Source organism: Streptomyces sp. NPDC004327 (genome assembly GCF_042873935.1).
Taxonomy (GTDB): Bacteria; Actinomycetota; Actinomycetes; order Streptomycetales; family Streptomycetaceae; genus Streptomyces.
This window is the reverse complement of record NZ_JBIAME010000011.1, coordinates 24853-50233: the sequence shown is the minus strand read 5'-3', so window position 1 is coordinate 50233 and position 25381 is coordinate 24853. Positions and strand designations below refer to the sequence as shown.

At 74.0% G+C, this 25381-nt stretch carries 16 protein-coding genes and 1 pseudogene; 8 read left to right on the top strand and 9 right to left on the bottom strand.

Translation table 11 applies throughout. The features are described from left to right. The first annotated feature begins 2391 nt into the window (after positions 1 to 2391). Positions 2392 to 3354, top strand: coding sequence for a bifunctional riboflavin kinase/FAD synthetase (locus ACFYU9_RS31955; RefSeq protein WP_389209242.1), 963 nt, complete (start codon positions 2392 to 2394; stop codon positions 3352 to 3354). A gap of 18 nt (positions 3355 to 3372) precedes the next feature. Here ACFYU9_RS31955 and ACFYU9_RS31950 read toward each other — a convergent pair whose 3' ends face one another. Then, on the bottom strand, positions 3373 to 4590 hold the full coding sequence (locus ACFYU9_RS31950; RefSeq protein ID WP_389209105.1) for a cytochrome P450: 1218 nt from the start codon (positions 4588 to 4590) through the stop codon (positions 3373 to 3375). A 177-nt stretch (positions 4591 to 4767) separates the two neighbouring features. On the opposite strand from ACFYU9_RS31950, the pseudogene ACFYU9_RS31945 reads away from it, so the two are divergent. Further along, positions 4768 to 5919, top strand: a pseudogene (locus ACFYU9_RS31945) (type III polyketide synthase); the annotation flags it as partial. 142 nt (positions 5920 to 6061) lie between these two features. After that, on the top strand, positions 6062 to 7162 hold the full coding sequence (locus tag ACFYU9_RS31940; RefSeq protein WP_389347112.1) for a hypothetical protein: 1101 nt from the start codon (positions 6062 to 6064) through the stop codon (positions 7160 to 7162). Between the two features lie 32 nt (positions 7163 to 7194). On the opposite strand, the gene ACFYU9_RS31935 is transcribed toward ACFYU9_RS31940, so the two are convergent. The 8 genes from ACFYU9_RS31935 to eccE all read right to left on the bottom strand — a co-directional run bounded on the left by ACFYU9_RS31935 (position 7195) and on the right by eccE (position 19103). Further along, positions 7195 to 8181, bottom strand: coding sequence for an ABC transporter ATP-binding protein (locus tag ACFYU9_RS31935; protein WP_389347110.1), 987 nt, complete (start codon positions 8179 to 8181; stop codon positions 7195 to 7197). Next, positions 8178 to 9206, bottom strand: a complete 1029-nt coding sequence (locus tag ACFYU9_RS31930; protein ID WP_389347108.1) for an ABC transporter ATP-binding protein — start codon at positions 9204 to 9206, stop codon at positions 8178 to 8180. The genes ACFYU9_RS31935 and ACFYU9_RS31930 overlap by 4 nt, the downstream gene beginning before the upstream one ends. After that, on the bottom strand, positions 9203 to 10087 hold the full coding sequence (locus tag ACFYU9_RS31925) for an ABC transporter permease (protein ID WP_389347106.1): 885 nt from the start codon (positions 10085 to 10087) through the stop codon (positions 9203 to 9205). Before ACFYU9_RS31925 ends, ACFYU9_RS31930 begins: the two co-directional genes overlap by 4 nt. Continuing rightward, positions 10084 to 11157 carry an ABC transporter permease gene (locus ACFYU9_RS31920; protein ID WP_389347104.1) on the bottom strand — a complete coding sequence of 358 codons (1074 nt, stop codon included), beginning with the start codon at positions 11155 to 11157 and terminating at the stop codon, positions 10084 to 10086. The genes ACFYU9_RS31925 and ACFYU9_RS31920 overlap by 4 nt, the downstream gene beginning before the upstream one ends. Positions 11158 to 11159: 2 nt before the next feature. Continuing rightward, positions 11160 to 13022, bottom strand: a complete 1863-nt coding sequence (locus ACFYU9_RS31915) for an ABC transporter substrate-binding protein (protein ID WP_389347272.1) — start codon at positions 13020 to 13022, stop codon at positions 11160 to 11162. A 206-nt stretch (positions 13023 to 13228) separates the two neighbouring features. Continuing rightward, entirely contained in the window at positions 13229 to 16639 is a 3411-nt protein-coding gene (locus ACFYU9_RS31910; protein ID WP_389347102.1) for an SCO5717 family growth-regulating ATPase, read from the bottom strand. A 215-nt stretch (positions 16640 to 16854) separates the two neighbouring features. Further along, positions 16855 to 17655, bottom strand: coding sequence for a hypothetical protein (locus ACFYU9_RS31905; RefSeq protein ID WP_389209245.1), 801 nt, complete (start codon positions 17653 to 17655; stop codon positions 16855 to 16857). A gap of 122 nt (positions 17656 to 17777) precedes the next feature. Then, complete coding sequence (eccE, locus tag ACFYU9_RS31900) at positions 17778 to 19103, bottom strand: type VII secretion protein EccE (protein WP_389209118.1); 1326 nt, start codon at positions 19101 to 19103, stop codon at positions 17778 to 17780. Between the two features lie 211 nt (positions 19104 to 19314). Between eccE and eccB the strand changes: the two genes are divergently transcribed. The 5 genes from eccB (at position 19315) to ACFYU9_RS31875 (ending at position 25357) form a co-directional block, all read left to right on the top strand. Further along, positions 19315 to 20859 (top strand): type VII secretion protein EccB, encoded by a 1545-nt coding sequence (gene eccB, locus ACFYU9_RS31895; RefSeq protein ID WP_389209120.1) that lies wholly within the window; start codon positions 19315 to 19317, stop codon positions 20857 to 20859. A gap of 12 nt (positions 20860 to 20871) precedes the next feature. Then, a complete protein-coding gene (mycP, locus tag ACFYU9_RS31890; RefSeq protein WP_389347100.1) occupies positions 20872 to 22131 on the top strand; it encodes a type VII secretion-associated serine protease mycosin in 1260 nt (419 codons plus the stop codon). A gap of 168 nt (positions 22132 to 22299) precedes the next feature. Further along, positions 22300 to 22716, top strand: a complete 417-nt coding sequence (locus ACFYU9_RS31885; protein WP_389209124.1) for a hypothetical protein — start codon at positions 22300 to 22302, stop codon at positions 22714 to 22716. A gap of 18 nt (positions 22717 to 22734) precedes the next feature. Next, on the top strand, positions 22735 to 24126 hold the full coding sequence (locus tag ACFYU9_RS31880; protein ID WP_389347098.1) for a hypothetical protein: 1392 nt from the start codon (positions 22735 to 22737) through the stop codon (positions 24124 to 24126). A gap of 13 nt (positions 24127 to 24139) precedes the next feature. Next, positions 24140 to 25357 (top strand): S8 family serine peptidase, encoded by a 1218-nt coding sequence (locus ACFYU9_RS31875; RefSeq protein WP_389347096.1) that lies wholly within the window; start codon positions 24140 to 24142, stop codon positions 25355 to 25357. The last annotated feature ends 24 nt before the right edge of the window (positions 25358 to 25381 follow it).

Sequence of the window (25381 nt, the reverse complement as noted above, 5' to 3'; positions counted from 1 at the left end):
GCCGACCTGCGGGCCGAGGACCGTTCGGTGGCCGATGCAGCGGGTCGGGCGCTGCGGCGGGCGGGACGGATCGCCGCCGCGTCCGGGACGCGCGGGGACCCGGGCGGGGTCACGCCCGAGCAGGCCGCCGCGCTCGGGCCGCTGCTCGTGCTGCTCGACGCGCCCGAGGAGATGCCGCCGGTGCTCGCGCACCGCCTGGCGCCCTGGGCCGCGGCGACCGAGGAGTGGCTCGCCGGCCACGGCGCACGCATGGTCGTCGCCTGCAGGCCCGAGCACTGGGAGCAGGCGGGCGGGCTGTACGGGACCGGGCCCGCGACCGTCGTCCTCGGTGACCTGGGCGAGGCGGAGGCGGCCGCGGCGCGGCGGCGGCACGGCGTTCCCGACGACGGGATCGCCGAGGCGGACGCCCGGCACCCGCTCGCGCTGCGGCTGCTCGGCGAGCTGCGGGCGGCCGCGCTCGGCGACCTGCCCGGCCGGCCCGGCAGGGACGAGATCTTCGCCGCCCATCTCGACCTGATGTGCCTGCGCGTCGCCGTGCGGATCGCCGCGGCCCGCCGCCCGGTCCTGCGCGGCACCGCCGTCCGCCGGCTCGCCGCCCGCGTCTGCGGCCAGGTCCACGAGGCCGCCCGCCGCTCCCTCGGCCCCGGCCAGGGCGAACTCGACCGGGGGTCCTTCGAGGAGCTGTTCCCCTGGACCACCGGCTGGGCCCCGGCCGTCCTCACCGAGGCCCTGCTAGTACCGGCAGGCCCCGGATACCGCTTCGCCCACGAGGAGTTCGCCGACTGGCTCCAGGCCGCCCACCTCGACCTCGACCGCGCCCTCCCCACCCTCGTCCACCCCCCGGCCTCGCTCCCCGTCCCCCGTCACCGCATCGGCCCCGTCCTCCAGGCACTCGCCCAGCTGCACCGCGACCGGGGCCCGGAGGGCCTGGCGCCCCGCCTGGAGTGGCTGGCGGACGCGCTCGCGGCCTCCGCCGGCGGGGCAGGGGAGGCCGCCGGGCCGGCTGGCGGCCCCGCCGGTGGCCCGGCCGGTGGCCCACGGACGCCCGCCCGAGCCGCCGCGCACGGGCAGCCGCCCGGGGGCCGTGGCAGTGCGGTCGCTCACGGGCAGCCGCCTGGGGGCCGTGGCAGTGCGGTCGCTCACGGGCAGCCGCCCGCCGCCGCCGGCGGCGCCGCCGGTGAGGGTGCGTGGTGGGCCTCGCGGCTGCTCACCGGGTTCCTGGAGGGACGCGCGGACGTGCGCGCGTATCTGCCGGTGCTGCGGCGGCTCGCCGACCACATCGGGGCGGTCGGCGCGCTGCCCGGCCTCGGCGTCGGGTTCTGGCGGGGCCTTGGCGTCGCCGAGGACGAGCGGCTCGATCTCCTGCGGCGGCTCGTCGGGGCCGACCCCGTGCCCGAGGGCCGCTTCCTCGACCTGGTCGCGGAGCGCCTGGTGGCCGACCCGCGCGGGGTGCAGCCGCTGCTGTGCCGCTGGTTCGGCGACGAGCGGGCGCTGGCCGGGGCGCCCGGGGCCAGCGTCGGGGCGGCCGCGCAGGCGCTGCTGCACACCCACCGCGCGCAGGCCGTCGACGACCTGTGCGAGGCGCTCGTGGCGACCGCGCATCCGCTCGCCGAGGGGCTGCTCAGGGCGCTCGCCGAGGACGAACCGGCGGCGCTGTGCCGGGCCGTGGACCGCTGGGCGCACGACGACGGGCGGCCGGAGCGGCGGGCGGCGGCCGCGGCGTACGGCGAGCTGGTCGCCCCGTACGCCACCGCCGGCGCCGACCGGAGCACCCTGCGCTACGCGGCCCTCGCGCTGCTCGCCCGGCCCGGCGACCGCGAGCTGCACGGCGCCGCGCTCGGCCTGCTCGTCCGCGACCCGGAGTGCCGGGGGCGGTTCCTGCCGCGCGCGGCGCTCGACCCGGGCGTGCCCGTGGCCGCGCTCGCCGAGGCGCTGCCGACCCACCCCGATCCCGTCCTCGACGCGCTGCGCAGGCGCCTCCTCGGCGACGAACCCGCCGCCGTGCTGCGGCTCCTCGCCGCGGTCGACACCCCGCGTCTCGCCCGCCGCGCCGCCGCCCTGGTCGCCGAATACGCCGAGGCGCGCCCCGAAGGCGCCCCGCTCGTCGCCGCCTTCGTCGACCGGCGCCTGGAGGAGGGGCCCCAGGTGCGCTGCGTCCTGCACCCGCTCGTCGCCGGTCTGCTGCGCCTGCCCGCGCCCCGCGCCGCCCTCGCCCCCGTGCTCGCCGCCCCCGGAACCGGCGCCTCGCGCTTCCTGCGCGGGGAGCTGAGAGACATGGCCAACACCATGCCGATGCCGACGAAGCCGCATGCTCATGGCAGTCTTAGACCAGCGCCGAAAGGCGCGGGCGTACAGGTGGACACGGGTACAGGCGGACGAGGAGCGGTCACAGTGCAGCGCTGGCGTGGCTTGGAGGACATCCCCCAGGACTGGGGGCGCAGCGTCGTCACCATCGGCTCCTACGACGGGGTGCACCGCGGACACCAGCTGATCATCGGACGGGCCGTCGAGCGCGCCCGTGAGCTGGGCGTTCCCTCCGTCGTCGTCACCTTCGACCCGCACCCCTCCGAGGTCGTCCGCCCCGGCAGCCACCCGCCGCTGCTCGCCCCGCACCACCGGCGCGCCGAGCTGATGGCCGAGCTCGGCGTGGACGCGGTCCTGGTGCTGCCGTTCACGGCCGAGTTCTCCCAGCTGTCGCCGGCGGACTTCATCGTGAAGGTCCTCGTCGACAAGCTGCACGCCAAGCGCGTGATCGAGGGCCCCAACTTCCGCTTCGGCCACCGCGCGGCGGGCAACGTGGCGTACCTCGCCGAGCTCGGCGCCACCTACGACTACGACGTCGAGGTCATCGACCTGCGGGTGACCGGCGCCGCCGGCGGCGGCGAGCCGTTCTCCTCCACCCTCACCCGCCGGCTGGTCGCCGAGGGCGACATGGCGGGCGCGGCCGAGATCCTGGGCCGCCCGCACCGCGTCGAGGGCATCGTCGTGCGCGGCGCCCAGCGCGGCCGCGAGCTGGGCTTCCCGACGGCCAACGTCGAGACCCTGCCGCACACCGCGATCCCCGCCGACGGCGTCTACGCGGGCTGGCTGACCGCCGCCGGCGAGCGGATGCCCGCCGCGATCTCGGTGGGCACCAACCCGCAGTTCGACGGCACGGAGCGGACCGTGGAGGCGTACGCGATCGACCGCGAGGGCCTGGACCTGTACGGCCTCCACGTCACCGTCGACTTCCTCGCCTATGTGCGCGGCATGCTCAAGTTCGACACCCTCGACGACCTGCTCGTGGCGATGGCCGACGACGTCAAGAAGTGCCGGGAGCTGACCGCCGCGTACGACGAGGCGCCCCCCGCGTAACGCTCACCGGCCTCACGCTCACCAGGTCACGTACAGCTCGCGCGGTCCCCGGATCAGGCCCTTGGACTGGAACGGCACGTCCTCGGGCCGGCCGGCGAGCCGCAGCTCCGGATAGCGGGCGAGCAGCGTCGACAGCATCACCTCGGACTCCATCCGGGTCAGCATCGCGCCCATGCAGTGGTGCGGCCCGTGCCCGAAGGAGAGGTGGCCGACGCCCGTACGGTCGAAGTCGACGGCGTGCGGGTCGTCGAAGACCTCCGGGTCGCGGTTGGCGGCCAGGTACGACGCGTACACCGCCTCGCCGGCCCGGATCACCACGCCGCCGACCGCCACGTCCTCCAGGGCGATCCGCGGCAGCCCCACCCCGTTGCGGTGCGGGATCCAGCGCAGCAGCTCGTCCACGGCCTGCGGCAGCAGCTCCGGCTCGGCGCGCAGCCGGTCCGTCAGGTCCGGCCGGCCGAGCAGCAGGAACACCATGTTGGCGCTGTTGTTGCGGACCGCGTGCGCGCCGCTGATCAGGATCGCCATGGCCAGCGACACGGCCTCGTCGGCGTCGATGTGCCCCGCGGCGAGCGACTCGGCGAGCACCCCGCCCAGGTCGTCGGAGGGTTCCGCCCGGCGCTGTTCGAGCAGCCGGGTGATGTAGCCGTGGATCTGGGCCTTCGCGGCCCGGCTGCTCTCCGGGCCGGGGCCGGAGGAGAGGATGAAGTCCGGCCAGGAGGCCAGCTCCGCGCGGTCCTCCTCGGGGATGCCGAGCAGATCGCACACCACGGACAGCGGCAGCGGCCCGTGCAGGTGCCTCATCAGGTCGGCCGGGCGTCCGGCCGCCTCCATCGCGTCGAGGAGCCGGTCCGTGGTGGCCTGGGCCAGCGGGCGCAGCCGTTTGGTCGACTGCCCGGTGAAAGCTTTCGTCACCGCCTTGCGCAGCTGCGTGTGGTACGGCGGATCGGCGTAGTTCAGGGCCGCCTTGGAGGCCACCATGTGGCCGGTCATGCCGGTGACCGGATGGTCGAGCAGGGCCGTCCGGCTGAACCGGGGATCCGACGTCACCACCCGGACGTCCTCGTACCGGGTGACCAGCCAGGCCTCGTGGTCCGCGCCGAACGGCAGCCGGATCCGGGCGACGGGCTCGTCGTGGAGCAGTTCGGTCAGCAGCGGGTCGAAGTCGAGGGCCGGCAGATCCTCGACCGCCCAGGTGCGCACGGGCCGCGCGGCGGCCGTGGGTTCGGAGGTCATGGGGACGGTGTTCCCGGCCGCCCGGCCCCCCGACACGCCGAGCGGCGACAGCCCCCCGTACGGGCGAATCCCGACCCCGTGCCCTCGTGACGGTCCGCGGTCACCCGGTCGCGCCCGCCGGTTGCGGGCTCGCGACGGCGGGGTGAGTGTGGGGCCCAGTTCACGGCGAAACGAGACGAAGGAGCGCGTGTCGTGGTGACTCTGTGCAAGCCCGCGGTGTCCGTCCCCGAGCATGTGATCACGATGGAGGAGACCCTCGACCTCGCCCGCTCACGCCATGCCGACCACCCCCAACTGGCCCTCGCGCTGAGGCTGATCGGGAACACCGGGGTCACCCGTCGGCACATCGTGCAGCCCATCGAGGAGACCTTGAGGCACCCCGGATTCGAGGAGCGCAACGCGCTCTACGAGGCCGAGGCCAAGGCCCGGGTCCCCGCCGTGGTCAGTGAGGCCCTGGCCAACGCGGAGCTGCGCCCCGCCGACATCGACATGATCATCTACGTGTCCTGCACGGGCTTCATGATGCCCTCGCTCACCGCCTGGCTGATCAACTCCATGGGCTTCCCCAGCCACACCCGTCAGGTGCCCATCGCCCAGCTCGGCTGCGCGGCCGGCGGCGCGGCCGTCAACCGGGCCCACGACTTCTGCACGGCCTACCCGGACGCCAACGTCCTCATCGTCGCCTGCGAGTTCTGCTCGCTCTGCTACCAGCCCACCGACCTCGGCGTCGGCTCGCTGCTCTCCAACGGCCTGTTCGGCGACGCCGTCGCCTCCGCCGTCGTCCGCGGCCGCGGCGGCACCGGCATCGCGCTGGAGCGCAACAACTCCCATCTGGTGCCCGACACCGAGGACTGGATCGCCTACAGCGTGCGCGCCACCGGCTTCCACTTCCTGCTCGACAAGCGCGTGCCCGGCACCATGGAGCCGCTCGCGCCCGCGCTGCGCGAACTCGCCGGCGAGCACGGCTGGGACGCCGGCGACCTCGACTTCTACATCATCCACGCGGGCGGCCCGCGCATCCTCGACGACCTCAGCCACTTCCTCGAAGTCCCGCCCGAGTCCTTCCGGTTCAGCCGGGCGACCCTCACGGAGTACGGCAACATCGCCAGCGCCGTCGTCCTCGACGCCGTGCGCCGGCTCTTCGAGGAGGGCGGCCTGCCGGAGGGCGCCCGCGGCATGATCGCCGGCTTCGGTCCCGGCATCACCGCCGAGATGTGCCTGGGCCGCTGGACCAACGGCGACACGGAGCCCGCCGGCGAGCTGCGCGCCCGCCGGATCGTCGGCTACACGCCCCGGCACGCCGCCCCGGTCCGTACCGGCGCGGCCTGAGCCCCCGTCCCCGGCTCCGCCCCGGTTCCGCACTTCCCCCTACGCCCGTACGCGTACGTGCTCTCGCACCCGTACGCGTACGCGGACCCCCACGAGCCAACCCCCCACCAGGATCCAGCACTCCCTCGCAGAGGAGTTCCGCATGTCCGTCACGCCCCCCTCCCTCCGCCGCACCGCGCGCGGCCCGGCAGCGCTCGCCGTCCTGATCGCCGCGGCGTCGCTCGCGGGCACGCCCGCCCACGCGGCGGCACGGGTGCCGATGCACCAGTGCTGGGTCAACGGCGTCGCCGCGCCACCCGGAGACCAGGTCATGGGCACCTCGGGCGACGACAACATCCTCTGCGACAGCGACCTGGTGAACGTCACCGTCTCGGGCCTCGCGGGCAACGACTACATCGAGGTCAAGGGCCTGGTCATCGATTCCCTCGTGCAGGGCGGCGAGGGCGACGACGTCATCCGCACCAAGCACCTCGTGCCGCAGGACAGCTTCAGCATGGTCCGCGGCAACAAGGGCAACGACGTCATCAAGGTGGCCACCGTGCACGGCCGCGGCGCCGAGCACGGTGCGACCGTGCGCGGCGACGACGGCGACGACACGATCACCACGGGCTCGGTCGAGGGCGCGCCGGGCGAGTTCAGCCGCGGCGGCGGACTCGTCGACGGCAACGACGGCGTCGACCACATCATCACCGGCATCGTCGACTTCCAGGGCCGCGTCATCGGCGGCAGCGAGAACGACAAGATCGAGGTCGAGGCCCTCGGCCCGGAGTCCGGCGGACTCATCCAGGCCGGCCCCGGCGACGACACCATCAGCGGACACGACGGAGCGCTCCTGACCGTCGGCGAGCACTGGGGCACGGTGGACGCCGGCGTCGGCACCGACACCTGCGCGGTGCAGTCCGTCTCCACCCGTACGAACATCTCGTCGTGCGAGGTGCTGGCGAAGGGCTCCGTCGTCCAGAAGCCGGCCGGCAAGCCGCAGAGCCCCGGCACGGGCACGGCGACGCCCGCGAACCCGGCCAAGCCCGCCGACCCGGCGACGCCCGCCGAACCGGCCAAGCCCGCGAACCCGGCCGTGCCGGGAGTCGCCCCGGCCGCTCCGGAGCAGCCTGCCGCCCAGCCGGCGGGCAAGCCCGCCCAGCAGTCCGCGGGCAAGCCGGCCCACCAGCCCGCCCAGCAGCCCGCCCAGCAGTCCGCGGGCAAGCCGGCCCACCAGCCCGTCGTCAGGCCGTTCGTCGGCTGACCGGCCTCACCCACCCGGCGGCGGTACGGGGCTCAGCCCCGTGCCGCCGTTCGCCGCGCCCAGTGACAGGCCGCCGCCCGCTCGCCGCCACCGCCGAGCACCGGCGGGTCCTCCGTGCGGCAGCGGTCCGCGACCGCGGCCGCGGTGCCCGAGGCGAGGACCTGGCAGCGGGCGTGGAAGCGGCAGCCGGACGGGATCCGCGCCGGGTCCGGGGGCTCGCCGGTCAGCACCACCGGTTCGCCGCCGGACTCCGGAAGCACCGACAACAGCGCCTGGGTGTACGGATGCCGGGGTGCCGTCAGTACGGACTCCACCGGGCCGGTCTCCACGATCCGGCCCAGGTACATGACCGCCACCCGGTCCGCGATGTTCCACGCGAGCCCCAGGTCGTGCGTCACGACGAGCGCCGAGAGCCCGAGTTCGTCGCGCAGCCGCAGCAGCAGCGCCAGGATCTCGCCGCGCACCGAGGCGTCGAGCGAGGCCACCGGCTCGTCCGCGACGATCAGCTCGGGCTCCAGGACCAGCGCGCCCGCGATCACCACGCGCTGCCGCTGCCCGCCGGACAGCTCGTGCGGATAGCGCAGGAAGAACCGCTCCGGTGGCCGCAGCCCGGCCCGTGCGAGGGCCTGCGCGACCGCCGTCCGCTCGTCGCCCGCGTACCCGTGGATCCGCAGCCCCTCCGCCACCGCGTCGTACACCGTGTGGCGCGGGTTCAGCGAACCGCTCGGGTCCTGGAGCACCAGCTGGGCCCGCTTCCGGTACGCCCTGAGCGCCTTGCCCGTGTACGCCAGGGGCGCGCCCGCGAACCGCACGGTGCCCGTGCCGGGGCGCACCAGGCCGAGCAGCGAGCGGGCCAGCGTCGTCTTGCCGCAGCCGGACTCGCCGACGAGCGCCACGATCTCGCCCGCGCCGATGTCCAGGTCCACCCCGTCCACCGCCCGCGCGACCGGCGCGCCCCGCCGCCCGGGGAACTCCACCCGCAGCCCCTCGGCCGACAACAACCGCTCCCCGGCGCTCATGCCCTGCTCCCTCCGTGTCCCGCGTCTCGCGCGTCTCGCGCGTTTCCCGCGTCTCGTGCGTGTCCGACGTGCACGCAGGCCGCCCGGCGCCCCGCGCCCGCGTCCCGCAGCTCCTGGTCCTCCGTCGCGCACCGCGTCTCGGCCACCGGGCAGCGCGGATGGAAGGCGCAGCCGCCCGGCAGGTCCGCCGGGTCCGGCGGGTCGCCCGGCAGCCCGCGCGGGGCCCGCCGGGACGCCGGGTCGCCGATGCGCGGGAACGCCGCGGACAGCGCCCGCCCGTAGGGGTGCGCGGCCGACTCGTACACCGCCTTCGCCGGGCCCTCCTCGACGACCCGCCCCGCGTACATCACGGCGAGCCGGTCGCAGGTGTCGGCGAGCACCGCGAGATCGTGGCTGATCATCAGCAGGCCGATGCCCTGCCGGGCCACCAGCTGCTCGATGAGCCGCAGGATCTGCGCCTGGATCATCACGTCGAGCGCGGTCGTCGGCTCGTCCGCGACGATGAGCCGCGGATCGCAGGCGAGCGCCATCGCGATCATCACGCGCTGCCGCTGCCCGCCGGACAGCTCGTGCGGATGCGCCGCCGCCCGCGCGGCCGGCAGCCCCACCTGCTCCAGGAGTTCGCCGGCCCGCCGGCGGGCCGCCGCCGGGGTGGCCATCGAGTGCACGAGCAGCGGCTCGGCGATCTGGTCGCCGATCCGGCGCACGGCGTTGAGCGAGTGCATCGCGCCCTGGAAGACGATCGACGCCCCCGCCCAGCGCACCGCCCGCAGCCGGCCCCACTTCATGGCGAGGACGTCCTCGCCGTCCAGCAGGATCCGTCCGGTGAGCCGGGCCGAGGCGGGCAGCAGCCGGAGCAGCGCGAGCGCCGTCGTCGACTTGCCGCAGCCCGACTCGCCCGCCACGCCGAGCTTCTGCCCGGCGGGCAGGGTGAGGTCGACGCCCCGCACGGCCGGGACGGCGCCCGCCCCCGACCCGTACGTCACGCTCAGGTTCCGCACCTCCAGGAGGTTGTCCGCGCTCAACGTCCCACTCCCAGCTTCGGGTTGAGGACGGACTCGACGGCCCGCCCGCACAGGGTGAACGCCAGCGCCACGAGCGCGATGGCGATTCCGGGCGGGGCCAGGTACCACCAGTGCCCCGACGACACCGCGCCCGCCTCGCGCGCGTCCTGGAGCATCCCGCCCCAGGACACGACGGTCGGGTCGCCGAGCCCCAGGAAGGCGAGGGTCGCCTCGGTGAGGATGGCCGTCGAGATGCCGAGCGTGGTCTGCGCGAGCACCAGCGGCATCACGTTCGGCAGCACGTGCCGGGTCATGACGTGCCCGTGCCCGCCGCCCAGCGCCGTGGCCCGCTCGATGTACGGGCGGGACTCGACCGCGATCGTCTGCGCCCGCACCAGCCGGGCGGTCGTCGGCCAGCTGGTCACCCCGATCGCCAGGATCACCGTCCACATCGAGCGGGACATCACGGTCGCGAGCACGATCGCCAGGACCAGCGTCGGCATCACCAGGAACCAGTCGGTGATCCGCATGACGACGGTGGCGAACCAGCCGCCGTAGTGTCCGGCGAGGATCCCGACGAGCGTGCCGATGGCCACCGACAGCGTCGCGGCCAGCAGCCCGACGAGCAGCGAGATCCGCGCGCCCCAGACGAGCAGCCCGAGCAGCGAGCGCCCGAACTGGTCGGTGCCCAGCGGGAACTCGGCGCTCGGCGACTCGAGCGCGGTGCCGGGCGCGTGCGTCACCGACTGCACGTCGGCGCCGACGAGCAGCGGCGCCGCCAGCGCGATCAGACCGATGACGGCGAGCCCGGCCAGGCCCCAGAGCCCGGCCCGGTGGGCGCGGTAGCGCTTCCAGAAGCGGACGACGGAGCCGCGGCGGCGTTGCCAGGTCAGAGAGGTCATCGGCCCACCCGGGGGTCGAGCAGCGGATAGAGGAGGTCGGCGAGCAGGTTCATCACGATCATCGCGCCGGCGAAGACCACGAACAGGCCCTGCACGAGCGGCAGGTCGGGCACGCTCAGCGCCTGGTAGAACAGCCCGCCGAGGCCCGGCCAGGAGAACACCGTCTCCACCAGGATCGAACCGGCCACCACATGGCCGAGGTTGATGAAGACCATGGTGACGGTCGGCAGCAGCGCGTTCGGTACGGCGTGCCGGCGCCGCACCGCGTCGTCGCGCAGGCCCTTCGCCCGGGCCGTCGTCAGATAGTCGCCGCCCATCTCGTCGAGCAGCGAGGACCGCATGACGAGCAGCGTCTGCGCGTATCCGACCGCGACCAGCGTGAGCACCGGCAGCACCATGTGGTGGGCGACGTCCAGCACGTAGCCGAAACCGGTCTCGCCGGTGCCGGACTCCATGCCGCCGGTCGGGAAGAGTCCCGGGACCGGCCCCATGCCGACCGAGAACACGATGATCAGCAGCAGCCCGAGCCAGAACGACGGCACGGACCACAGCGTCAGGGCCACGCCCGTGCTCACCCGGTCGCCGAGGCTGCCGTGCCGCCACGCGGAGCGGGTGCCCAGCCACAGGCCGAGCGCCGAGTAGAGCACCACGGCCGTGCCGGTGAGCAGCAGCGTCGCCGGCAGCTTCAGCGCGATGAGGTCGCCGACCGGCGCGTGGAACTGGAAGGAGGTGCCGAGGTCGCCGCTCAGCGCCTTGCGGCAGTAGTCGGCGAACTGCTGCCGCAGTGGCAGGTCGAGCCCGAACTGGTGGCGCAGCGTGGCCAGTTGCTCGGCCGTGGTGGGCATGCCGTGGGTCATCGTCTTCACCGGGTCGCCCGGGATGATCCGGAACAGGAAGAAGCTGGTGACCAGGACGGCGAGCAGCGAGACGGCCGCGCCGGCGACCTTCGCCGCCGCGTGGCGGAGGTAGGGCAGGGCGGCGGCGGTACGGGTGCGGGGCGCGCCGCCCTCGGTGGCGCGGGCCGTGTCGGTCCGGGCCACCGAGGAGGCGGGGGTGCTGGGACTGGTCACGGCTACTCGCGGTCGTCGGCGGTGGAGCGGCGGCGCAGCATCCAGAAGAGCCCGGCGCCGGCGACGACCACGACGGCCGCGCCGATGCCGATCACCGCGCCGGTGGACGAGCCGCCGGACGCCGCGTCGGCCGACCGCGCGGCGGGCACGGCCGACCACCAGCTCCAGTAGCCGTCCTGGCCGTAGAGGTTGCCGCCGGCCTCGGGCATGGTGGTGATGGAGCGGATCTGGTCGGTGCGGTACGCCTCCAGGGCGTTCGGGTACGCCATGACGTTCATGTACCCGGTGTCGTAGAGCCGCGACTGCATCTGCTTGACCAGGTCGGTGCGCTTGGCGGCGTCGTACTCGACGGCCTGCCGGGCGTAGAGCGCGTCGAAGCGCGGGTCGCAGATGAAGTTGTCGGTGGCGCCGGTGTCCTTGGGCGTCGCGGGCAGCGTGCCGCAGGTGTGGATGGAGAGCACGTAGTCCGGGTCGGGGTTGACCGACCAGCCGTCGAAGGCGAGGTCGTAGTCGCCCTTCACCCACGGGTCGGAGACGCTGTCCAGGCACTCGACCTTCAGCCCGATGCCCAGCCGGCCCCACCACTCCTGGAGGTACTTGCCGACCGCCTTGTCGTTGGGGTCGGTGGCGTGGCACAGGATGCGGAACTCCAGCGGCCTGCCGTCCTTGCCGAGCCGCTTGCCGTCGCCGTTCTTCCGGTATCCGGCCGCGTCCAGGACCTGTTCGGCCCTGGCCGGGTCGTAGGTGCGCAGCTGCCCGCCCGCCGGCTTCCAGAAGTACGAGGCGAAGCGCGGCGGGATGTAGCCCTCGCCCTGCACGGCGTGCCCCTGGAACACCTTGTCGACCAGTGTCGCCCGGTCCACGGCGAGGAAGAGCGCCTTGCGCACCTCGGGGTCGAGCAGCGCCTTGTTGCCGTTGCCGAAGGTCCTGCCGTCCTTGGCGCGGGCGCCAGGGTTGGTGGCGAGCGCGTAGAAGCGGCGGCCCGGGGCGTCGTTGACCTTGATGTCGGGCTGTGTCTTCAGGGCGGCGGCCTGGGCGGGCGTCAGGTTCGGTACGAAGGACACCTCGCCCTTCTGCAGCGCGGCCACGGCCGCGTCCCCGTCCTTGTAGTACTTGAAGACCAGCTCGTCGAACTTGGGCGCGCCGCGCCAGAACCGCTTGTTCGGCTTCAGCTTGATGTACTGGTCGACCTTGAAGTCCGTGATGACGAACGGGCCGTTGCCCACGATCGGGAACTGCCGGTCGTTGTTGAACTTGGAGAAGTCCGAGACCTTCTCCCACACGTGCTTCGGCACGATCGGCACGTCGAGCGCCGTCATCGTCGCCTGCGGCCGCTTCAGCTCGATGACCAGGGTCTGCGGGTCGGGCGCGGTGACCTTCTTGAAGTTGGCCGTGAAGCTGCCGTTGGCGGTGGCCGCGTTCGGGTCGGTCATCATCTTGGTGAAGGTCCAGGCCGCGTCCTCGGCGGTGGCCTGCTGCCCGTCGGACCAGTACGAGTCCTTGCGGATCGTGTACGTCCAGGTCAGCTTGTCCGGCGAGGACGTCCAGGCCGTCGCGAGGCCCGGGACCGGGTGCGCGTCCTTCGCGTCGTAGTTGGTCAGGTACTCGTAGGCCAGCCGGTGGATGCTGGTGGAGACGAGCTTCTGGGCCAGGAACGGCGAGAGCGAGTCGACGCTCTGCGAGACGGCGACGGTGAGGGTGGTGCCGGAATCCGCCTTGTCGTCCGCCCGGGCCGCCTGGCGTGCCTGGGCCGCCTGGGGGACGGCCGCGAGCGAGGCGGCGGCGAGACCGGTGGCGACGAGGAGCCGGAGGGGGCGGACGGCTCTGTGACGGGCGCTCGGGCGGGGTGGAACCTTCGTGACCATGACCATGGGGCGTGACCTCGCGTCGGGGGATGCGTGTGTCGGGCTGTGCCGTGGATCTTGGGCTGACGATGGATGAAGCGAAGGTGTATCAGCGGTGGTCTGCCGTCGTCAACGATGTCTCAAACCCCTTGTGGGCTGCGCGAATGCCATGAGGCCCCGTACCGGAACACCGGTACGGGGCCTCATTGGTCTACTCCTGTGACGCCTTACTGCTGAGGGGCTGGCGGCGCCTGCGGCGGCTGTGCGCCCGGCGGCTGCTGCCACCCTTGCGGCACGGGCGGCTGGCCGGGCCGGCCCCCGTACATCTGACCGGGCACCTGTCCGGGTGCCGGCGGTGCTCCGTACGGCTGACCCGGGACCGGCTGACCCGGGATCGGCTGTCCGGGGACGGGCTGACCCGGGACGGGCTGGGCCTGGTACGGCTGTCCGGGCGCCGGCTGCGGCGGGTAGGGCTGCTGCTCGCCCGGGTACGGGTACGGCTGTCCCGGCTGCGGCGCGTACGGCTGGCCGGGCATGGGCGGGGCCATGTGCGGCGGCAGCGCGCCCTGCCCGTCCGCCGCGGTCCACAGGCCCTGCGCCTGCTGCGCCCGTACGAAGTCCTCGGCCACCATCGCCGACAGGTTGAAGTACGCCTCCCGGGTCTTCGGCCGCATCATGTCGAGGTCCACCTCGGCACCGGCCGCCAGGTGCTCGTCGAACGGCACCACGACGACCCCGCGGCAGCGCGTCTGGAAGTGCTGCACGATGTCGTCGACCTTGATCATCTTGCCGGTCTCGCGGACCCCGGAGATGACCGTGATCGACCGCTGCACCAGCTCCGCGTACCCGTGCGCCGACAGCCAGTCCAGCGTCGTCGACGCGCTCGACGCGCCGTCCACGGACGGCGTCGAGATGATGATCAGCTGATCGGCCAGGTCGAGCACCCCGCGCATCGCGCTGTAGAGCAGACCCGTGCCGGAGTCCGTCAGGATGATCGGGTACTGCTTGCCCAGGACGTCGATCGCCCGCCGGTAGTCCTCGTCGTTGAACGTCGTCGACACGGCCGGGTCCACGTCGTTGGCGATGATCTCCAGACCGGAGGGCGCCTGCGAGGTGAAGCGGCGGATGTCCATGTACGAGTTCAGGTACGGGATCGCCTGCACCAGGTCGCGGATCGTCGCCCCGGTCTCGCGCCGCACCCGGCGGCCCAGCGTGCCGGCGTCCGGGTTCGCGTCGATCGCCAGGATCTTGTCCTGCCGCTCGGTGGCCAGCGTCGCGCCGAGCGCGGTCGTGGTCGTCGTCTTGCCGACGCCGCCCTTGAGCGAGATCACCGCGATCCGGTAGCACGACAGCACCGGCGTCCGGATCAGATCCAGCTTCCGCTGCCGCTCCGCCTCCTCCCGCTTGCCGCCGAGCTTGAAGCGCGAGGCGGAACCGGGGTTGCGGGACGACTTCGGCTTCTGCTTCGTGTTGCGCAGCAGCCGGTCCGACGACAGCTCGACCGCCGCGTTGTACCCGAGCGGCGCCCCGGGCACCGACCGCTCCCGCTGATCGTGCGTCACGGCGGTGGGCCAGGCGGCACCGGTGCGGGGATCGACGGGCGGTGCGGGGCTGGGGACGGGGGACTGGGGCGGCTGGCCGTAGCCGGCATCGGGCGCCGGGGGCTGCCCGGGCTGCCCGTGACCGGCCTCGGGGGCCTGCGGCTGCTGGGCGGGCTGCGCGCCCGGGTGCGGGAAGCCGTATCCGCCCTGCGGGACGGGAGGCTGGGCCTGCTGCGGGAAGCCGTAGCCCTGCGGCTGGGGCTCCTGCGGCGGCTGCGGCTGGCCGGGGTGCGGGAAGCCGTAGCCGCCCTGGGGGGCGGGGGGCTGGCCGGGCTGGGCGCCGGGATGGGGGAAGCCGTAGCCGGCCTCGGGGGCGGGCGCCTGCGGCGGCTGACCGGGCTGGCCGGGCTGCTCCGGCTGGGGCAGCCCGAAGTCGCCCTGCGGGGCGGGGGGTTGGCCGGGCTGGGCGCCGGGGTGCGGGAAGCCGTAGCCGGGCTGCGGGGCCTGCGGCGGCTGCCCCGGCTGCGGGGGCCCGAAGCCGCCCTGGGGCGCGGGCATCTGCGGCGGCTGACCGGGCTGCCCCGGCTGCGGGAAGCCGTAGCCGGCCGGCGGAGCCTGCGGCGGTACGGGAGCCGGCGGGGCAGGCCACGACGCGGCGGCGGGCATCGGCCCGGCCTGCGGCGGTACCTGCTGCTCGCCCGGCGCGCCCTGCGCGGGCCACTGCGGCGCGCCCGCGGGAGTCGCCGGCTGGAACGACGGCGGCAGCGGCGGCAGCGCGCCACCCTGCCCCGGCGTCGGCCCGGGCACGGCGGGCGGCAGCCCGCCGGGGGCGACGTCCTGCGGGGCGGGGGCGCCCGCGGGCGCCGGGAAGCCGGGGGCGGGGTGCGCCGGAGCGTCCGTGGCCCCGGGAGCCGGGACGGGGGCGGCCGAGGTGTCGGCACCCTCCGTGGCGTCGGAGATGACGGCGGACGTGTCGTCGCCGCTCGTCTCGCGGTCCGCCGGGGCGGGCAGCGGAGCCGCGTCGCCGGAGGCGGCGGAGTCCGCACCGTCGGTGTCGAGCGGGGCCGGGGCGCTGTCCCCGGCGGTGTCGACCGCGGCTTCCGCGGCCGCGGGACCGGCGTCGGTGTCGGACACCTGCGCCGGGGCGGCCGAGTCGCCGGCCTCAGGCGTGTCATCGCCCGTGCCCGGGGCCTCGGCGACCGGCGCCTCCGGTGCCGGAGGCGCGTCGGCGCGCGAGGCGGAGTCGACGGAAGTCCCGGCGTCCTCGGGCGCGGTGGCGTCCGCCGCGGGCGACCCGGCCGGGCGCTCCGCGCCGACGGAACCGTCGTCCGCGGCCGCTGCCGCTGCCGCGTCGACGGGCGCCTCCGGCGTGGCCGACCACTCACCGGCCGCCGGCGAGGCGGCTTCCTCCTGCGCCGCACCGGCACCGTCGTTCACCGGCGGCGCGGCTGGGTTCGGCGCGCCGACGAAGCCCTCGGGAAGGGCGCCCGGCAGGGGGCCGGCCGGGCCGACGGGAGTCCCGGTGGTGGCGGACCACGCACCGGCCTCCGGCGCGGATCCGGATCCGGTCGCAGGGGTGCCGGCAGCCTGCGGCTCCGGCACGGCACCGGAGCCCGGCACCACGTCCGCGACGCCGGCCGGCGTCGGCGCCGCGGCCGGGCCACCGGTCTCGGGCGCCGCGTCCGTACCCGCGCCCGGCACCGGGCCCGCGGGCCCCGTCGCCGGAGCGCCGGCCGCCGCCGCGTCCCGTTCCGCCGTCTCCCGCTTCAGCGCCGCGGGCGAGAACCGCATCGTCGCGCCGCTCTCCACGTCCCCGCCGCCGAACGGCTCCGGCGCGGGCGGCACGGGCGCGGCGGGCGCGGCCGGCGGCGTCGCCGGCTGCGACGCCCAGGCGCCGGGTACGGCGAGGGGCGCGCCGGTGGGCGGGGGAGGGGTGGGCGCGGAGCCCGTACCGCCGCCGGCCGCGTTCTGCGTGTACCAGGCCGGAGGGGTGTAGTCGATGGTGAACTCACCCGTCAGCTCGGCGGGATCTGCGTCGGACTGATCGTCGACCGGAGGGTTCCAACCCCCCTGGACCTCGTCCCGATCGCGGTTCACTTTGCCTCCTGGTGTGGTCGCGCACCCGTGTGCAGTCGTGGGCGGGCACATCCCACCCTAAACGCCAACCGCGCCCCCCGGGCAGGGCCGACGGCCCGCCGCGGTGTCACATCCGGTCCCCAAGTGACCTGTGGGTACCAGACAGTGGAACACCCGGCGATCCAAACCTGCCCAACCTGCCCAAAAACGGACAGGTTTGACCAGTGGAACCGTGCTCAGTCCATCCGGCGGGCGCCGCCCAGCAGCCCCGCCTCGGCATCCGTGGCCTGCGTCATCACGAACTGCCGGTCGCCGGGCGTGCACCACAGCGTCACGCCGTCCGCCAGCGTGGACAGCGCCTCCCACTCCGCGCGCCGCAGGCCCATGATCCGGCCGATCTGGGCGGCCTCGTCGGGGGAGACCCGCTGGACGCCGACGAGCGAGGACTTCTCCAGGAGCCGAGGGGCCACCGGGCTCAGGTACGGGAGGAGCGTCACGACCGACTGCCACGGCCCGGACACCACACGGCCGCGCGGCGGGCGCATGCCGCAGTCGCGGATGACGACGACCGGGCTGCCCGCGGACGCGCCCTGCGGCGGCACCCGGCCCACGTCGTGCAGCGTGACGCAGGGCTGGCCGCCGCCCGCGGCCTGGGCGAGCGCCGTCCACACGGGCGCGCGGCCGGTCTCGACTGCGATGCGGGCGCCGGTGGCCGCCGCGCGCAGCGCGAGGACCTGCGCGGTCCACAGGCCGCCGATGAGCGTCACGTCGTAGGGGCTCGGCTGGTTGATGCCGAGCACGGCCGGCCGGTTCTCGGCGTCCACGCCGATGACCACGCCGTCGTCGCCCACCGGCAGCGCCAGCGCGTCGAGTTGGTCGACCGGGACGGAGTGGCGGTCCCGGCGCGGCCCGATGAGCCCGAAGCCGAACCGGGGCTTCGTGCCCCGCCCCGTACGCGCCGCCGCTCCCTGCCCGCCGGCCCGCCGCGCGCCGCCCCGGCGCGCGGGAGTGCCACCCGACAGCCCGTTTCCGGCCATGCCGCCGGGCGCCGCCACCGGCACCCCGTTCGCCACCGCACCCGGCACCCCGAAGGCCGCCCCGCCCGGCACCGCTCCCTGGGCGCCGCCCGGCACCGCGTTGCCCGTCACCGGTGTCGTCATCAGCGCGCACCCCCCAGCGGCAGCGTCGCCAGCATCCCCGGCACCTGTTCGCGGTCGAGCCGCACCAGACCCGTCTTCACGCCGCGCGCCACCCGCTCCAGTTCGTGCCGGGCGGTCACCAGCTCCTCGTCGCTGCGCCCGGTGATCCGTACGTGTCCGGTGACCGTCACCTCCTGACGGTCACCCCCGCTCAGCGTCAGACTGAACGTCGTCGCCAGCGCCGGCAGCGACGTCAGCAGCGCCACCAGCTGCGGCATCGACGCGCCAGCGCCGCCCGCGCCGCCCAACTGGGGCCAGCGGCCCACCCAGTACGTCGTGTGGCGCCGGTCGTCGACCCGCCAGGTGCGCGCGGTCTCCTGCGTGCGCCGGCCCGGCGCCTGGCCGCGGCCCGCCTGCGCTATCGCCATCGGGCTGGCGCAGGTGGAGGTGGCGAGCGCCGCGGTCAGCTCCTGCTCGCCGAGCACCGTGGCCCGGAAACCGGCCCCCGCGAGCCGGCTGGTCAGCTGGTCCGCCGCCCGCACGAGGCACTTCTGCGCGCCCTCCATGCCGCCCCCGCGCGCCTCGACCGCCTCCCGGCACAGCTCCGGGTCCAGCTTGAGCGCGACCCAGGTGACGCGGAGCGCGGGCGAGCCCGTCTGCGCCTGCAGCGGCCCGTAGTTGCGCGCGGCCATCGACTGCGCGGGCAGGTGCGGCGCGGGCGCCGGCTGCGTGTGCTGCACGACCTGCGCGGACTCCAGACGGATGCCGTCGACCTCGAGCACGTCCCGGACCAGCCCGACCGGCAGCGGCCGCGCCCCGCGCTCGGGACGCAGCGCCGAGCCCTCGGCCTCGACCCGTACGACCGCCGTCAGGAACGTGCCGTCGCCGATCATCCCGACCGGCCGCCGGTCACGGTCGCTGTACGTGTGCGTGCGCAGCGCCGGATCGCACTCCACGACCGGGGCGAGCCCCGGTTCCGTGCCCTCCGGCACGGTGAAGGACGCGGCCCGGCGGGTGCGGGCGCGCAGCGCGAGGAAGGTGGAGAGCCACTCGGGCAGTGAACGCCGGTGCCGGCGCACCACCGCGAGCAGCACGAGCACCGCCGCGACGACGCCGGCGGGCACCAGGAGCAGCTTGTCGACGACCGCGGCGACGACCAGCAGGGCCGCCGCCACCTCGATCAGTACGAGCTGTTGCAATCGGAACGCACCGAAGTGTCCGGGACGTGCCTGGAGTCGGGGCGAGACCGAGGACGGCGCTGCCGAACCGGGCCCCGGGGGCGCGGTCGTGGCGGGCGCGGAAGAGGGCGCGGCCGCTGCGGGCCGTGTCCGCGTCGCGGAAGGCATGATGGAGAATCCCCCTCAATTCGTCCCGATCACCGTGCCCCACCGGCCCTTTGGCAGGCCCCTGGCGGCCGGATCACCCTACCCGCCCCACGAGCGCGGGCGGACAGCAGGCATAGTAGGGGGCCGGTCCGACAGCCGGGGCCCGGGCGCCATGCTCCCCGGGCGCCCGTGGACTGCCGCGCGAGACCGCGCCTGACGAAAATGGGGACTCATGGCATCACGGCGGGACGAGCTCAACGCGTACACCTTTGCGAAGAAGCGCACGGTGGCGGCATTCCTCCAACCCTCTCCCACGGGTACGGAGGAGGGCGCGCCCAAGCCGCTGCGCGCGGTCGTGCCGGGTCTCGTCGTCGGCGCGCTGGTGATCGCGGGGTTCGGCGCCTGGGGCATGTTCCGGCCGACCGCCCCCAAGGGCTGGGACAAGCCCGGCACCAACGTGATCATCGGCAAGCAGTCCACCACCCGCTATGTCGTCCTCACCACCGGCAAGGGCAAGGACAGGAAGACCCTGCTCCACCCGGTGCTCAACCTGGCCTCCGCCCGGCTCCTGCTGAACCCCGACGACTTCCAGGTCGTCCAGGTCGACGACGCCGAACTCGACAAGGGCAAGCCGCCGCGCGGCCCCATCCTCGGCATCCCGTACGCCCCCGACCGCCTCCCCGGCGCCGACGACGCCGGCACCGCCAAGCGCTGGGCGGTCTGCGAACAGCCCGGCGGCGGCAACGGCGGCAGCGTGCAGAAGGCCACCTTCCTCTTCGCCCAGCGCGACACCGGCCGTGTCGAGAACAAGAACAAGCTGACCTCCGGTCAGATCCTGTACGTGCAGGGGCAGACGGGGAAGACGCAGTACCTGGTCGACGCCACCGGCACCAAGTACCGCGTCAACGCCGAGTCGAAGGTCCTCACCACGGCCCTCTTCGGCAGCAACCGCGAGCCGCAGCAGGTCACCGACGACTGGCTGGCCACCCTGAAGACCGGCGACCCGGTCGACTTCCCGAACATCCCCGGCACGGTCGGCGCCGACGCGGGCCTCAACGGCGGCCTGAAGCCCGAACAGGACCGGGTCGGCATGGTGCTGCGCGTCAAGACCGGCTCCGGGCCCCAGCAGTACGTGGTCCTCCAGGGCAAGGTGCAGCCGGTCTCCGACTTCACCGCCTGGCTGCTCATCAACTCCCCGCAGACCAACGGCCTCGACATGGCCGGCGAGGCCGCCGACGTCGACCTGCAGTCGCTCACCCCCGACCCGCAGGAGTTCGGCGGCGGCCTGAAGTGGCCCAAGGTGAAGTCCACCCAGGTCAACTCCGTCGGCGGCGCCGGCTCCCGCGACACCGTCTGCTCCGTCCTGGAGAGCGTCGACTCCAAGGGCCGCACGACGCTGTCCACCTGGGCCGGCCCCGCGTACCCGGCCGAGATCACCGCCGGCGGCACCAGCACCTACGTCACCCCCGGCACCGGCCTGCTCTACACCCAGTTCCAGGGCAGCCGGCAGGGCCGCCCCGACGGCTCGCTCTTCCTCGTCACCGACACCGGACTGCGCTACGCCGTCCAGGCCAACGGCGACAGCGACGCCGACCGCTCCGAGATCGGCGCCCCCGACCAGCAGCAGAACGACGGCCGCCCGGAACCGAGCGACGCCCAGAAGCGCCTCGGCTACGAGCGGGTCACGCCCGTGCTCGTCCCGCTGGAGTGGTCGGAGTTCCTGTCGAAGGGCCCGCGCCTGGACACCAACGGCGCGCGCCAGCCGCAGGGTTCGTAGGGGGAGTCGCTGATGAGGACGTACCGAGCCGCCTCCCTGCTGGCGGCGATGACCGTGACGGGCGTGCTGTCCGCGTCCCCGGCGGCGTACGCCGGCACGGACCCGGACCTGCCGGTGGACATCAACGGCAGCGGCGAGTGCACCTTCCCGATGAAGAAGCAGATCGAGGGCACGCCCTGGGCGCTCCAGCGCGTCCTCCTCGACGAGCTGTGGCAGGACACCAAGGGCAAGGGCGTCCGCGTCGCCGTCATCGACACCGGCGTCGACGACGTCAACCCGCAGCTCAAGCCCGCCGTCGACGCCAAGGCCGGCAAGGACTACCTCCAGCCCGACAAGAAGAACCCCGGCCCCGGCGACGACAAGCGCGGCAAGACCGACGGCACCGTCGACGAGGTCGGCCACGGCACCAAGGTCGCCGGCATCATCGCCGCCCGCCCCCGCAAGGGCACCGGATTCGTCGGCCTCGCGCCGGAGGCCACCGTCATCCCGATCCGGCAGAACGACGACAAGAACAGCGGCAAGTCGGATTCGATGGCGCAGGCCATCGACTACGCGGTGGCCCAGCACGCCCAGGTCATCAACATCTCCCAGGACACCACGCAGCCGCTGAGCCCCGACTCCAAACTGGGCCAGGCGGTCGCCCGCGCCATCGGCAACGACGTCGTCATCGTCGCCTCCGCGGGCAACGACGGCATGGACGGCAAACTCAAGAACACCTACCCCGCGGCCTTCCCGGGCGTCCTCGCCGTCGCCGCCTCCGACCGCAACAACGAACGCGCCGCCTTCTCCCAGTCGGGCACCTTCGTCGGCGTCGCCGCACCCGGCGTCGACATGGTCTCCACCGTGCCGGGCGGCGGCCAGTGCGTCGACAACGGCACGAGCTTCTCCGCGCCGTACGTGACCGGCGTGGCGGTCCTGCTGCGCGCCAAGTACCCGAAGTGGAAGCCCGCCCAGATCGTCACGCGGATCGAGCAGACCGCCATCCGTTCCATCAACGGCCGTGACAACCACGTGGGTTGGGGCGTCGTCGACCCCGTCCGCGCCCTCACGGACGGCCCCGAGCCCCCGCTCACCGGCCCCACCCCGGACCCGGGCCCGCCAAAGGCGGAGGCCCCCGAACCGGCCGTCATCTCCCTGGCGGAGACCCCACAGGAACGCACGGAGCGGCTGGCCACGTACGCCCTCGGCATCGGGGCGGTACTGGTGGCCGTGGTGGCCGGCACGGCCACGGTGATGCGCGACAGCAGGCGGCGGCGCGGGGCGGTCCGATGACGCGTCGGACGAGCCGTCGAATGAGTACGCGTACCTAGGTGACTTTGCAGTTGGAACTGTCGTACCGAGTGGTTAGAGTAAGCGAGTTCGTGCGTGTGACGAGGGGGAACTGAAGTGGCAGGGCCGAACGGGGACGGCGGAAAGCCGGGTGGTCTGGAAGTCGGGGACGTGACGCTCCTGACCTTCCAGTCGCGCATGCAGAAGCTCGTCGAGGAACTGAAGGGTTCGCCCGCCGAACACACCAAGATCGGCGAGCAGAAGGTCACGCCTGCCTCGTACGGCACGGGGTTCGGCGCGGCGACGGAGCTGCACGGGGCGTACGACAAGGTGCGCACGCGGCTCGAGGAGCTGACGAAGATCTTCGGCGAGACGATCGAGGCGATGGGGATCCGGGCGCAGATCGCCGACAAGGGTTACTCGGGCGTGGATCAGGAGCAGAAGGACCGCTTCGCACAGATCCAGAAGAGCACCGAGGACGACTACACGAAGCACAACGGCGGCGACACCGGTCAGGGTGCCACCAAGCCCGGTCAGCCGGCGCCCAAGCCGACGACCGACACCGGTGACTCCGGCGGATTCAGCTAAACGGGGGAGCACAACACGATGTCTGGAGAGTTCGAGGGCAAGTCCCTTGATGCCCTGTACGCGATGATCGCGTCCGCCAAGCCCGAGGACGTCTCGGGCGCCGGCGAGGCGCTCGCTGCGGCCGTGCCGAAGATCCTCGACATCGCCGCGGACCTGCGCCACTACATCTCCCGCGTGAAGTGGGAGGGCGAGGGCGCCGAGGCGTTCCGCACCTGGGGCGCCGGCATGGTGTCCGAGACGCTGGTCCTGGGCGACTTCACCAAGGTCGTCTCCGAGGAGATGAAGCGCGCGGCCGGCGCACTGACCGAGGCGAAGGCCGCCGTGCCGAAGCCGGCGGGCATGTGCTACGCGGACCCGGAGAAGGAGAAGGCCCGGATCGCTGCGGAGACGGGCCCGAAGCTCCAGGAAGCGGTCAGCGCGATGGAGCGGCTGTCGTCGTACTACGACGCGACGAGCACGAGGATCGCGGGGGAGCGGCAGCCGGAGTTCAAGCCGATGATCGGTGCCGGCATCAGTGAAGGGGAGCGCGAGTACGGCGCGGGAAGTGGCAGCAGCACTGGCTCGGGGACGTATGCGAGCACGGGCACAGGCACCACTGCGACGGGCCACACCTCTCTCCAGCGCGCTGACGTGACGACCCCGACCGGTACCGTGCGGCAGATTCAGGACCCGGTTTCCGTGCCGCCGACTGCGCCGTCGAGGCCGCCGCTGCCCGATGTCAACACGAACATCGACTCCACGACCCTTGTCCCGGACGCGCCGACGCGTCCTACGGTGCAGCCCCCCACCGTGCAGCCGCCGACGGCGCCGCCCGTCACGACGGTCGGCCCGCCGCCCATTCAGCTGCCGCCGCTGACGCCGCCGATCGGTCCCCAGGTCGACCGGGGCCTGCCCCGTACGGCCATGCCGGGCCTGCCGGGCCCGGCAGGACGCACCGGACTCCAGGTTCCCGGCCCGCTGGGCAGCGGCCCGCGGACCGCCGAAGGCATCGTCGGTGGCCGCCAGGTGCCGTCGACCCGACCGGGCCTCGGCGGCATGCGGCCGCCCCGGATGCCCATGGGCACCGTCATCGGCGAGGAACCGCGGTCCTCCACTCCGTTCGGCCGTGGCGCCGCCGGCATGCACGGTCCGGGCGGCGGTGTGCACGGCCCCTCCGGCATGCCCGGTGGATCCGCCGGCCGTCGTCTGGCGATGGAGCAGGGCGGAACTGTAGGCACTCCCTCCGCGTCTCGAGCAGTTGGACGCTCGGCGTTCACTCCGGGAGGCACGGGGCTCGTCCGTCCCGCCGCTTCGACCGGACAGGACCACGAGGACGAGCGCACGACCGGCCATCGTCCCGACTACCTGTCCGAGGACGAGGAGACGTGGACCTCGGGTCAGCGCCGGATCGTCCCGCCCGTCATCGACTAGGAGCCATCCCCTGATGTCCCCCCTCACCCGGGTCGTTCGCAGCCGAGCTGTGGGCCTGCTCGGCGCCATGACCGCCGTCGTCGCGACGTGGACCGTCGCGGCGCCGGCGGCGCAGGCGGACGACATGCGGTCGCGTCAGTGGTACCTGGACGCGATGAAGGCCGACCAGATGTGGAAGGTGGCCACGGGCAAGGGCATCACCGTTGCTGTGGTCGACTCCGGAGTCGACTCGACACTGCCGGAGCTTCACGGAAACGTGCTGCCCGGGCACGACTTCGACCTGGGTGGCTTGGGTCGGGTGGACGACAAGGACACCGACCGTCACGGCACGAACATGGCCCTTGCGATCGCCGGCAGCGGGGCTGATAGCGGGGTCAAGGGCATTGCCCCCGGCGCGACGATCCTTCCCGTAAGGACCGGCGCCTCCTTTGGCGTCGATTGGAAGACGACATACAAGGCCGTCCGCTACGCCGTGGACAACGGTGCTCGCGTCATCAACATCTCCCTGGCCGGTGCCGCAAGGGAGTCGGATTCGGCTGACTGGCGTGCGACGGTGGACTACGCCCGAAAGAAGGGTGCCTTGATCTTCGCGGGGTCCGGCAATGACGGGAGCGGGGCCCCGGTCTACCCGGCTGCCATCCCCGGAGTAGTCGCCGTCGGCGCCCTCGACACCAAGGGCAAGGTCGCCAAGTTCTCCAACTACGGCTCCCACCTCGCCCTCGCCGCCCCCGGCGTCGAGATCCCCGGCCGCTGCACCAGCGACAAGAACAAGTTCTGCGCCGGCCGGGGCACCAGCCAGGCCACCGCCATCGCCTCCGGCACCGCCGCCCTCATCTGGTCCGCGCATCCCGACTGGACCGGCAACCAGGTCCTGCGCGTGATGCTGGAGACCGCCGGCCACAACGGGCCCGTGCCCAGCAAGTACATCGGCTACGGCTCGGTCCGCCCCGCGCAGGTCCTGCTCGAAGGCAAGGGCGACCCGGGCGACCCGAACGTCGACCCGCTGCTCGCCGCGCAGGGGGCGGGCCCGTCGTCCAAGCCGTCGTCGGGCCAGTCGCCGACGACATCCCAGACCTCCCCCTCTCCTGAGAACACGGGGGCAGCGGCCGAAGGGTCCGATGCGAGCGGCTTCCCGCTCTGGGCCATCGCCGCGAGTGCCATCGCCGTCGTTGCCGTCGTCGGCATCGTCGTCGCGGTGGGCGTACGCAGGAGAGCGTCGACAGACGCATGAGCAACGCCATCGACAACAAGAGGA